10 protein-coding genes are annotated in these 11,393 nt (G+C 61.1%); 2 read left to right on the top strand and 8 right to left on the bottom strand.

From position 1 onward, the window contains the following. Window positions 1-45 precede the first annotated feature (45 nt). On the top strand, window positions 46-1,452 hold the full coding sequence (hemN, locus tag AWT75_RS10565) for an oxygen-independent coproporphyrinogen III oxidase (RefSeq protein WP_045846576.1): 1,407 nt from the start codon (window positions 46-48) through the stop codon (window positions 1,450-1,452). A 150-nt stretch (window positions 1,453-1,602) separates the two neighbouring features. On the opposite strand, the gene AWT75_RS10570 is transcribed toward hemN, so the two are convergent. From AWT75_RS10570 to AWT75_RS22840, 3 genes are all read right to left on the bottom strand, one after another. After that, window positions 1,603-2,076 (bottom strand): RrF2 family transcriptional regulator, encoded by a 474-nt coding sequence (locus tag AWT75_RS10570; RefSeq protein ID WP_045846575.1) that lies wholly within the window; start codon window positions 2,074-2,076, stop codon window positions 1,603-1,605. Window positions 2,077-2,160: 84 nt separating this feature from the next. Then, window positions 2,161-2,907 (bottom strand): ferredoxin reductase domain-containing protein, encoded by a 747-nt coding sequence (locus AWT75_RS22835; protein ID WP_239689542.1) that lies wholly within the window; start codon window positions 2,905-2,907, stop codon window positions 2,161-2,163. 74 nt (window positions 2,908-2,981) lie between these two features. Next, window positions 2,982-3,383 carry a globin domain-containing protein gene (locus tag AWT75_RS22840; RefSeq protein ID WP_239689543.1) on the bottom strand — a complete coding sequence of 134 codons (402 nt, stop codon included), beginning with the start codon at window positions 3,381-3,383 and terminating at the stop codon, window positions 2,982-2,984. Window positions 3,384-3,633: 250 nt separating this feature from the next. Between AWT75_RS22840 and AWT75_RS10580 the strand changes: the two genes are divergently transcribed. After that, window positions 3,634-5,592 carry a methyl-accepting chemotaxis protein gene (locus AWT75_RS10580; RefSeq protein ID WP_062789115.1) on the top strand — a complete coding sequence of 653 codons (1,959 nt, stop codon included), beginning with the start codon at window positions 3,634-3,636 and terminating at the stop codon, window positions 5,590-5,592. Here the strand turns inward: AWT75_RS10580 and AWT75_RS21895 are convergent, their stop codons facing one another. From AWT75_RS21895 to AWT75_RS10600, 5 genes are all read right to left on the bottom strand, one after another. Then, the gene (locus AWT75_RS21895) at window positions 5,593-5,877 is read right to left on the bottom strand and encodes a hypothetical protein (protein ID WP_062789116.1); all 285 of its coding nucleotides are present in this window, start codon (window positions 5,875-5,877) and stop codon (window positions 5,593-5,595) included. It abuts the gene before it with no gap. Window positions 5,878-5,973: 96 nt separating this feature from the next. Next, window positions 5,974-6,447, bottom strand: a complete 474-nt coding sequence (locus tag AWT75_RS23950) for a GMC oxidoreductase (RefSeq protein WP_239689544.1) — start codon at window positions 6,445-6,447, stop codon at window positions 5,974-5,976. Further along, window positions 6,399-7,688 (bottom strand): choline dehydrogenase, encoded by a 1,290-nt coding sequence (locus tag AWT75_RS10590; protein WP_239689545.1) that lies wholly within the window; start codon window positions 7,686-7,688, stop codon window positions 6,399-6,401. The genes AWT75_RS23950 and AWT75_RS10590 overlap by 49 nt, the downstream gene beginning before the upstream one ends. A gap of 138 nt (window positions 7,689-7,826) precedes the next feature. Next, on the bottom strand, window positions 7,827-9,320 hold the full coding sequence (betB, locus tag AWT75_RS10595; RefSeq protein WP_193394076.1) for a betaine-aldehyde dehydrogenase: 1,494 nt from the start codon (window positions 9,318-9,320) through the stop codon (window positions 7,827-7,829). A gap of 178 nt (window positions 9,321-9,498) precedes the next feature. Next, window positions 9,499-10,203, bottom strand: coding sequence for a BRO-N domain-containing protein (locus AWT75_RS10600; protein WP_062789117.1), 705 nt, complete (start codon window positions 10,201-10,203; stop codon window positions 9,499-9,501). Between the last annotated feature and the right edge of the window lie 1,190 nt (window positions 10,204-11,393).

An 11,393-nucleotide genomic window follows, 5' to 3' on the forward strand; every position in this document is an offset into this window, starting at 1 on the left:
AAATTTACCAGTCCACCTGACGTTTGACTATCAATACCCGACGACATGCACACCACCCATCCGTTTTCGCCTACCCACTGTGAGTTCGACCGAGCATTGATCGAACGTCTTGATGGTTCCGGCCCAAGATACACTTCTTACCCCACCGCCGACCGGTTTACCCCGGCATTCGGTGAGAAGGACTATAAACACTGGCTGAAGCAACGCCACCTGGGCATGCATCAGAACGCCATCTCATTGTACGTACACATACCGTTCTGTAACACGGTTTGTTATTACTGCGGCTGTAACAAGATCATCACCAAGGACAAGAGCCGTGCCGACCGCTACCTCGATTACCTGGAAAAGGAAATCAAGCTGGTTGCCGCCTCGCTTGGCTGCCGGGAAAAGCTGATCCAGCTGCACTTTGGCGGCGGTACGCCAACCTTCCTCTCCGACGAGCAGCTGGACCGCCTGATGACCATGTTGCGTGCCCACTTCGAATTTTTGCCGGAGGGAGAATATTCCATCGAGATCGACCCGCGCAAGGTGGGTCGTGAAACCGTGCATCACCTGGCGCGACTGGGCTTCAACCGCATGAGCGTGGGCATCCAGGACTTCGACCCGCAGGTGCAAGCCGCGGTGAACCGGGTGCAAAGCGAGGAAGAAACGCTGGAGGTGATCGAGGCTGCGCGCGAAGCCGGTTTCAAGTCGGTCAGTGTGGATCTGATCTACGGCCTGCCGCTACAAACCCGCGAGTCGCTCAAACGCACGCTGGACAAGGTGATTGCCATTGGCCCGGACCGCCTGGCGCTGTACAACTATGCCCATTTGCCCACCGTGTTCATGCCGCAACGGCGCATCAACGAGGCTGACCTGCCAGCCGCCAGCACCAAGCTGGACATCCTGCAGGACGCGGTAAAGAGCCTGGCGGATGCAGGCTATGTATTCATTGGCATGGACCACTTTGCCAAGCCGGAGGATGACCTGGCCATTGCCTTGCGCCAGGCCCGCCTGCAGCGCAATTTCCAGGGCTATTCCACTCATGCCGACTGCGACATGATCGGCCTTGGCGTGTCGTCCATCGGCAAGGTTGGCCCCTGTTACAGCCAGAACGAGAAGGACCTGGACAGCTATTACGCCGCGCTGGACGAAGGTCGGCTGCCGGTAATGCGCGGCATGGTGCTGGATCAGGACGACATCCTGCGTCGCGGCATCATCCAGGCGCTGATGTGTCGCTTCTCCCTGTCGGTGGAAGCCATCGAGCAGGTGCACGGCATCAATTTCGCCGAGTATTTTGCTGCCGAGCTGCCAGCCATCCGCGAGTACCACAAGCTGGGCCTGCTGACCTTTGACGGCGATTTCCTGATGGTGGAGCCCAAAGGGCGCTTCCTGATCCGCAATATCGCCATGCTGTTCGACCGCCATTTGCGTGAACGGGAAACCAAGGCACGTTATTCCAAGACCATCTGATGGTTTTGTTCAGACTGTTTAAAGGGTTATCCCCTAAAAAAGCAGCAAAAAAAGCCCGCATATAGCGGGCTTTTAAAGGGTTATCCCCTAAAAAAGCAGCAAAAAAAGCCCGCATATAGCGGGCTTTTTCATTGAAAAAGTGATGGTTTTTTACAACACATCCGGTGTGGTTTTGTCGGCCGACTGCGGTCTGGGGCTGCGATGCAGGCGAATGATGGCCTCGCCGGTGGGGCTGGCAATCACGTCGCGCAGCGTGTAACTGTCCAGTGTGCTGAAAAATGCCTGCATGCCCACATCCAGCACGGCCTTGAGCTGGCAGTCCTGACGCAGCGCGCAAGGCGGTTCGGCGCAGTCAATCAGCGGCACATTGCCTTCCAGCGTGCGGATGATGCCGCCCAGGCGGTAATGCTCGGGCGGCTGGGCCAGCGCCAGCCCGCCACCCTTGCCACGGCTGTTGTTCAGCCAGCCTTGCACCCCCATGAAATGCACCACTTTCACCAGGTGATTGCGCGACACCTCGAAGCGTTCGGCAATTTCGCTGATGGTGACCGGTTGCTCCCGGTCGCGGTGCGTCAGGTACATCAGCACGCGCAGGCCAAGGTCGGTAAAGCGGTTCAGTTGCATGGCAGTAAAGTGGGCGGGGAAAGTGCCGCGCAGGATACTCCGCAGTGCGGCAGCTCACAATGCGCAGCGGCAAACAAAGCCAATTCAGGCGGTGGTCATGGCATTGGAGCCAAACACTTCCATGTGGATGCGCGTGGCTTCTACCCCGGCCTCGCGCAGCTGGCGGTGCTGTTGCTGCATGAAGCCCACCGGGCCGCACAAATAATAGTCGGCATCCGGCAGCAGGGCATGGGCACGGATGGCATCGGCATCGATACGGCCTTGCTGATGGAAGTCCACACCAAGGGTATCGTTTGCGGCCGGGGTTTCATAAAACACACGTTGCTGCAGCTGCGCATGCTGCTGCGCCAGCGTGCCGACTTCCTGCTTCATGGCGTGAACCGCCCCGTGACGTGCGGCGTGCAAATAGCGGATGGGGCGCGACTGATCACTGGCCAGCAAGTGCTGCAGCATGGACAGCAGCGGAGTCTGGCCCACCCCGGCACTGATCAGCACCACCGGGGTGTCCCGCTCCTGATGCAGCACGAAATCACCAAATGGCGGCGATACCTGCAGGATGTCCCCTTCGGCCAGTTCGGTATGCAAGATGCCGGACACCTTGCCGGCGGGAGCCTCATCGCGTGCGTCTTCCCGCTTCACCGAAATACGCAGCCACTCCTTGCCGGGTGCATCGGACAGGCTGTACTGGCGCGGCTGGCTCAGGCCCCATTCCGGAATGAAACGCTGCACCGAAATGTATTGACCGGGCTGGAAGGCAGGCAAGCTGCCACCATCCGCGGCTTGCAGATAAAACGAGGTGATTTCCTCGCTTTCTACCTGCTTCTTCACCACGCGGAACGGCCGCCAGCCGCTCCAGCCACCGGGCTGGGTGGCAGCACGCTGGTACAGGCTGTTTTCCAGCTGGATCAGCAGGTCTGCCAGTTGCTGATAGGCGGCGCCCAGGCCTCCAGCAGGCTGTCCGGTGCGGCTTCTTCTCCCAGCACCTCGCGGATGGAAGCCAGCAGATGCTTGCCCACAATCGGGTAGTGTTCGGCACGGATGCCCAGGCTGGCGTGTTTGTGTGCCACCCGTTCCAGTACCGGCAGCAGTACTTCGGGCGCATCAATGTGCTCGGCATAGGCAGCCACGGCCATGGCCAGTGCTTGCTGTTGCTGGCCGGCATGCTGGTGCCCCTGGTTGAAGATGTTTTTCAGCTCCGGGTTGTGCTGGAACATGCGTTGGTAAAAATGGCTGGTCAGCAGCACGCCATGCTGTTTCAGGATGGGGGCGGTGGCTTTGACTTGCTGGCGGATGGTGGCACTGAGCATGGATCTTCCTTTAGATGTGTGTGAAATACATTTTTTAAAAGACAGGTGTTCGGCACGGACAGCGCGTAGCATAACATTAAAATGTAAATAAAATACACCTTATAAAAAGAACGCAAATTCAAGCTGCTGCACGCGACAAAACCTATTGGCATAGGTATTTGATTTTGCAGTGCAAGAACAATGCCCCTATAACCAAAGCTGTCTTCACTCGTATAGCCACCGTGCTGTGCGCGCTTGCAAGGAGTTGTGCATGTTCCGCCAAACCGCCCGCTGGATGCAGCATCTGAGCTATCCCATCCGCTTTGCCATCATCGGTACCGTGTTTGCCGTTGCCCTGGTTTACCTCACCTACGGGCTGTACCGCAGCAATCAGGACAATGTGGACTTCTCCAGCAAGGAGAGAGTGGGTGTGCAATATGTGAAGCCCGCCATGGCCTTGCTGTTGGCGCTGGAGCAGGAACAGGCCCAGCACGCCGGCCAGGGAGCAGGTAACGCGCTGGGAAGCGCAGTGCAGCAGCAATGGCAGGCCATGCAGCAAACCCATAGCGCGCTCAACCCGGTGCTGGGCGTGGACAAGGAATGGTCTGGTTTCGACGCGAGCTGGAAAAAACTGCAGTCGGCACCACAGCCGGACAACTTCCAGGCAGCCAGCAGCAGCCTGCATGCGCTGATCAGCCAGGCCAGCGACCAATCCAACCTGACGCTGGACCCGGACATCGACACCTACTACCTGATGGACCTGCTTATCAACCACTGGGCGGACTGGCTCAGCCAAAGCATGGAGGCCAACAGTACGCTGATGGCAGCCAAGGGGCAGGTATTGAGCGGCCCCGCGCGCGACAGCTTGTTGATGCTGTTGCCGCAACTGCGCAATAACGTGGAGAGCCTGACACAGAACCTGAACAAGGCTGCCGCCTATAACCCGGCGCTCAAAGCCAGTCTGGCTGGTAGTGATGCCAGGCTGCTGGCCGTGGCTGAGCAAAACAACAGCGTGTTCCGCAAGGCCATTGACGGCCAGACCGGTGCGGCCAGCAGTCTGGCGACCGACACACTGAATGCGGCGACAGCATTCGGACAAACTGCACTCACCCAGCTGGACACGCTGCTGGAGGCGCGTATCCAGCGCATACAGTGGCAGCGCAATATGTATCTGGGCTGCGCCTTGCTGGCCTTCCTGCTGTCCATCTACCTGTTCATTGCCCTGTATCTGTCCATCACCGCGCAGTTGGGTGGTGAGCCCTTTTATGTACAGGAGGTGGTGGAGCAGATTGCCACCGGCAGGCTGGATACCAGCATTGCGCTCAACAGCCAGGACGAATCCAGCTTGCTGGCGGCCATCCGGCAAATGCGTAATCAATTGCGCGATACGGTGAGCCAGCTGGTACACACCTCGCAGCAGCTGGATGGTGCCGCCCGAGATGTGGCCGAAGGGGCGAGCCAGGTGGCGCACAGCAGCGACCGTCAGTCTGAAGCTGCCTCCAGCATGGCGGCAGCGGTGGAACAACTCAGTACCAGCCTGTCGGTGAGTGCAGAACGCTCGGTAGAGGCGCATCAGCTATCGCAGGCGGCAGTGCAGGAGTCCACATCCGGTACGGAGGTTATTCGCGGGGCGGGCTCCAGCATGCAAAGCATTGTGCGCGAGATATCCACGGTGTCTGACACCATCCAGTCCCTGAGCAAGCAGTCCGAGTCGATTGTCAGCATTGTGGATGTGATTCGTGATGTGGCCGACCAGACCAATTTGCTGGCGCTTAACGCGGCGATTGAAGCCGCCCGTGCCGGAGAGCAGGGGCGCGGCTTTGCCGTGGTGGCCGATGAAGTGCGCAAGCTGGCAGAGCGCACCGCGCAGTCCACCACCGAAATTGGCGGCATCGTGCAGCAAATCCAGCACACCGCAAAGCAGGCGGCAGGCAATATGCACACCGGCATGCAAACCGTGGAAGCAGGGCAGCAACATGCCGAGCACGCCGGTACGGCCATCGTCACCATCCAGCAGCAGATTGATCAGGTACAGCAGGTGGTGGCGGAAATCCAGACCGCGCTGAACGAGCAAAGCAATACCAGCCAGGTGCTGGCGAAGAATGTGGAGCAAGTTGCACAAATGTCGGAGGAAAACAGCCGGGCGATGAAGGGAACAGCAGAAACGGTGGGGCAGTTGAAGGGTTTGTCCGAGCAGCTTAGTGCGCTGGCGGCGCGTTTTACCGTGTAGTCAGGCAGCCAGACGGGGGTAACAAGGCAAAGGCCGCTGGGAAGCGGCCTTTGTCATGGTGGGGTGGCAGGTAAAACTGCCCGGTGTTTCGTCCTCGCTGGGGGACTCGACAGCCTGGGTTGCCGGGGAGGGGTCGATCCAGTCCAGCTCATCCAGCTCATCCAGTTCGGCCAGCATGGCCTGACGGGCATTCTGACGCAGGCCGGAGCGGCTGCTGCGGTGGGCACCGCCCTTTTTCAGCAAGGGCGAGCAGGCGTAGGGATTACGCGGTTTCAGGGTGTGCATTTTCTTCTCCAGACATGCAGCTGCGATGCAGCCGCTGTCTGGCATTGTAGAAAGTGCGGTGGCGCAGTCAAGCGCCGCATCTCCCGTCCTCACTCATCAGTGTGCGGCAGACACGCTGGCCGTCGGCCAGGGAAAATCTGCCGTGCCCATCAGCCGTACCGCTTGTTTGCCAGCGGTAAAGTAAGCAGCCTGTGAACGCGGCAGCGGCGTGCGGCCGCGAATCGCATCGGCCAGCTTTTCCGCCATCATGATGACCGGCGCATTGAGGTTGCCGGTGGTGACGCGCGGCATGATGGAAGCATCCACCACGCGCAAGCCCTCCACGCCGTGCACCAGTCCGTCCTTGTCCACCACCGCCATGTCGTCGTAGCCCATCTTGCAGGTACAGGACGGATGCAGCGCGGTTTCGGCATGTTCGCGTACGAAGGCGTCGATCTCGGCATCGCTCTGAATCTTCATGCCCGGCTTGATTTCCTCGCCACGGAATTCGTCAAACGGCTGCTGGGCGATGATTTCCCGCGTCAGCCGCACCCCGGCGCGGAACTCCTGCCAGTCCACCGCATGTGCCATGTAATTGAACTGCAGCAGCGGTTTGCGCGCGGGTCGCGGCTGGCCAGCCGCACAAAACCGGTGCTGGGCGAGCGCATGGAGCCGACATGGCACTGGAAGCCGTGCGCCTTCACCGGATTACTGCCGTCGTAATTCATGGCCAGCGGAATGAAGTGGTATTGCAGGTTGGGCCAGGCAAACTCGGTGCTGCTGCGGATGAAGCCACCGGCTTCAAAGTGATTGGTGGCGCCCAGGCCGGTGCCGTTCAGATACCACTCCACGCCGATGGGCGGCTTGTTCCACCACTGCAGCGCCGGGTAGATGGAAACCGGCTTGGTGCAGTGGTATTGCAGATACATTTCCAGATGATCTTGCAGGTTCTCGCCCACACCGGGCAGGTGTACCACGCTGCTGATGCCGTGTTGCTTCAACTGGTCGGCATTGCCCACACCAGAGCGCTGCAATAGCTGTGGGCTGGCAATGGCGCCGTTGCAGACAATGACTTCGCGCCGCGCTTCGGCCTGATGCAGGCTGCCGCCTTGCAGATAGCTCACGCCCACCGCACGGTTGCCGGCAAAGCGGATCTGGTCGGCCAGTGCGCGGGTTTTTACTGTGAGATTGGCGCGGGTGCGGGCTTGGTCCAGATAGGCCAGCGAGGTACTGCAGCGGCGGCCGGATGGCGTGGTGGTGCGGTCCATCGGCCCGAAGCCTTCCTGGCGGTAGCCGTTGAGGTCGTCGGTGCGCGGGTAACCGGCCTGCTCGCCTGCTGCAATAAAGGCCTGATACAACGGGTTGTTGTCTGGCCGTGGCGTGGTGACATGTAGCGGGCCAGTTGCACCGTGGAAGTCATTGGCACCCTTGTCGTAGCTTTCCGCCTTGCGGAAATAGGGCAGACAGTCCAGATAGCTCCAGTTTTCCAGCCCCTTGTTTTCCGCCCAGCCGTCAAAATCCAGCGCATTGCCACGGATGTACACCATGCCGTTGATCAGGGACGAACCACCCAGCCCCATGCCGCGGCCCTGGGTCATCACACGGTTGCCCATGTGCGGCTCCGGCAGCGTGGTGTAGGCCCAGTTATAGGTAGTGCCTTGCAGCGGGTAGGCCAGTGCCGCCGGCATCTGGGTGCGCCAGTCCAGCCGCCAGTCCGGCCCGCCGGCTTCCAGCAGCAGCACGCTGACATCGGCATCTTCGGTGAGGCGGGCAGCCAGCACACAACCGGCAGAACCGGCCCCGACGATGATGTAATCGAACTGTTGCGACATGGGTGCTCCTTGCTACGGATGGTTCAGACAAGACAAGGGCAGGCCGTGAGGTCTGCCGTTATCGTGTGGATGACAGGGTGAGCCGCCTGGCGTGTTAGCGCGGCGAACAAAATAGCGCAGCGTCTCTGCTGGCAGCACTCAGGCGTAAGGACTGGCCACCCCGGTCAGCTCCACATACACGCTCTTGCGCTGGGTGTAGCAGTCGATGGCGGTAAGGCTGTTTTCATAGCCCAGGCCGGATTCCTTGTAGCCACCAAACGGCATTTCAATCGGCGTGATGTTGTAGTTGTTGATCCAGCACACCCCGGCTTGCAGCTTGGCCACCACGCGGTGGGCGCGCGCCAGGTCGCGGGTGAACACCCCCGCCGCCAGCCCCAGCCGGGTGGCATTGGCCCGCTGGATGACTTCCGCCTCGTCGTCGAACACCAGTACCGACATCACCGGGCCAAAGATTTCCTCGCTGACAATGCGCATGTCGTCGCGGCACTGGTCAAAAATGGTGGGGGCAATGAACCAGCCTGCCTCGCAACCGGGCACGATCACGCGCTGGCCACCGGCGGCCAGTACCGCGCCTTCGCTCTGGCCGATGTCGATGTACTTGAGCACGCTTTGCGCATGGCTGGGCGAAACCTGTGCGCCCACCTGGGTGTCCGGGTGCATCGGGTCGCCAATCTTCAACAGTGCGGTGCGTTCTTTCAGCCGCTGCATGAAGGCAGCGTGAATGCTGCGCGCCACGAACACACGGGTACCGTTGGTGCAGATTTCACCCTGGGTGTAGAAGTTGGCCAGCATGGCGGCGGACACCGCCTGTTCGATGTCGGCATCGTCAAAGATGATCAGCGGCGACTTGCCGCCCAGCTCCATGGTGACGCGCTTGAGCGTGCCTGCCGCGTCTTTCATGATGGCCTTGCCGGTATCCACCGAGCCGGTAATCGACACCTTGGCCACGCGTTCGTCGGCAATCAGCTGGCGTGCCACGGACGAGCTGCCCTGGATCACGTTGAACACGCCATCCGGCACGCCGGCTTCGCTGTAGATTTCCGCCAGCAGGGCCGCACTCATCGGCGTCATGCCCGATGGCTTGTAAATCATGGCATTACCACAGGCCAGCGCCGGGGCGGATTTCCAGCAGGCAATCTGGATGGGGTAGTTCCACGCGCCAATGCCCAGGCACACGCCCAGTGGCTCGCGCCGGGTATAGGCAAACGCGCCTTTCAGCGGGAAATGCTCGCCGTGAATCCCGGCGGCCATGCCGGCAAAGTATTCGATGCAGTCCGCGCCGGACAGCACATCCACTACCTCGGCTTCCTGAATCGGCTTGCCGTTGTCGCGCACTTCCAGCTCGGCCAGTTCGCGGTTGCGCGCACGCAGAATGCCCACCGCCTTGTTCATGATGCGGCCGCGCTCGGCACCGGTCATCTCGCTCCACACCGCAAAACCGGCCTCGGCGCTCTTGACCGCCAGTTCGGCCTCAGCCGCGCCAGCCTGCTGCACCTTGCACAGCAGTTCGCCATTGGCCGGGTTGAAGTTGTCGGCCAGCGGCAGGGCCGGATTATCGATATAGCGACCGCCGATATAGCTTTTCAGGATGCCATCTTGCACGTTGTCTTCCTTGTATTCTGGGTGGGGCATTGCCCGTGATGCCGCTCATTGAGCCACGACGGCAGACGCCTTGCGTGTCAAAAGCCGACATGGGGGCCAATTGTGGCGACATGCCATCGCCGGGACTCGGGTGCTTTGATGATGGATGGATAGGGCGAGCGCGGTCAATGCGCGCAGCCTGCCCCGTGTTGAGCACTGGCCGGGGACGTCAGGCAGCCGGGTTGGCGCGTGGCGGTTCCGCCGCCTCTGCGCGCCACGCCTGTTTCTCCGTGCGCTTTGCCAGTTGCTGGTGGCAGGCCGCTGCCAGGCGGAGCAGCTCGCCATTGCGGCAGGCACTGCCGTCCGGCCCGGCAATGTGTTGCGCCAGTGCCTGCAAGGAGGTTGCGCTGCTGTTGAGTGCCACCAGACGGCCATGGGCATGGCGGCGCGGGTGGCTGGGGGTGTAGTTGAGGGTCAGCAGCCAATGGCTGTGTTGCCAGTCGCTGCGGTGTTCCAGCACGGCTTTGAGTACGGCATGGCTGATCTGCTGTCCGGCCTCGGCCGCCATGGCCAGCGCCTGTTCCCAGCGCGGGGCATCGGGTGGCAGTTGCTGCAGGGCAGGCAGTACCTGTTGTTGCAGCCAGTGTTGCAGTTGGCGGGCGGCGGGGCGTTTGCTTTGTTGCAGTGCGCGTTGCAAGGCGGGGGCTGGCCAGCCGCATTGCGGGCTGTCGTGTTGCGGCAGGGTGAGGGCGCAGCCGGGGTATTCGGCCAGTTGCTGTTGCAGCTGGTGGCGTAGTCGTGGTGGGGAGAGGGCGAGGATGTCGTCCGCCAGCAGGCAGCAGTGGCCGTGGTGCAGCAGCACCCGGACGGGTTTGCCTTGGTAGTACAGCGTCAGGGGCGGGGCCTGGGGGATGTTGGGGTCGGGATGCGTCATGGTTCTGCCCTCCGTTGAAGGATGAAGGCTGCCACGCACGCAAGAAAACGCGGGTGGCAGGCCAAAGCGGGGTTGGCGAACCGGAAGCACCACCATTGACCGGCAGACCGTATAGGTCTCCCCGCCTGGCCTGCCATTGGAGGAGACAGACGCAAGCAGAAAAAGCCGTTTTGACACGGCTTTCCCGGTGGGTGCAGATCAGGTCGCCAAACCTGGCTGCGTGTGAACACGCAACGGGACAAGGCTAATCAGCACCATCGGGGACAGCAAGACTAGAGGGGAGTGGAAACACTGGCAAGAGGTGCAGGTAAGGGTCTGGCATCCGCTGCGCGGATGATGTTTTGTCTTGCCGCTTCCGCGCGGTGGACGGGATACGTGTTTGCTTGGCGACGATATGGGCGCCAGCACGTAGGGCGGAAGCCCCAGCTTTACCGGGGCGTTCCGCCGTCATTCAGACCATTCCAGCACACAACAAAAAATCAATTATTCGGACTGCGGGAATCCGCTCACGCGGATGATGATTTGCATGCCGCTTCCGCGCGGGGGATGGGGAATAGAGCAGCGTCGGTGCGGTGCTTATGTGCCTCCGCGCTCGCTGTTGCCACCACAAAGTAAAAACAGGTGTTGCATCCGCTCACGCGGATGATGTTTTGTCTTGCCGCTTCCGCGCGGCGGACGGGAAAGGGATCTTTGCTTGGCCAAAGATCCCTTTCATCCCTAAAGGCCACCCAGCAAGCATGGCCTGCGGCTGCCCGACAGGCCCCGACCGGTGCGAGGCGCGCCTGAACTCGCGATTTGCTAACGTCAAATCGCTCAGACATTGCAGGCGCTTAACACCTCGCCCCGGCCACCCGTCGGCATGCTTGACGGGGCCCAAGGGGTGCGTTGGTGCGGTAGTTATTTGACTGGGGAAATGGATTTATTCGGGAGTGTTTCGCGGTGGATCGCCCCTTCGGGGCATCCACCCTACGGGGTCGGCGCGTAGGGCGGAAGCCCCGGCTTTACCGGGGCGTTCCGCCACGGTGCATCCATCGCCAGAGAAATCCCCCGAAAGCAGTACGATCATTTTCTGCTCAGAAACACCTGTCGGAGCTGGCCCGGTCCCGTCAGCGCGAGCCGACACAGACGTGCCGCTCAGGGTCTTAAGCGGTCGGCTGTCCGCAGCGGCGCGACGCTAGCGTGCCGCAAGT

The sequence above is a fragment of the Aquitalea pelogenes genome (genome assembly GCF_001515305.1).
Classification (GTDB): Bacteria; Pseudomonadota; Gammaproteobacteria; order Burkholderiales; family Chromobacteriaceae; genus Aquitalea; species Aquitalea pelogenes.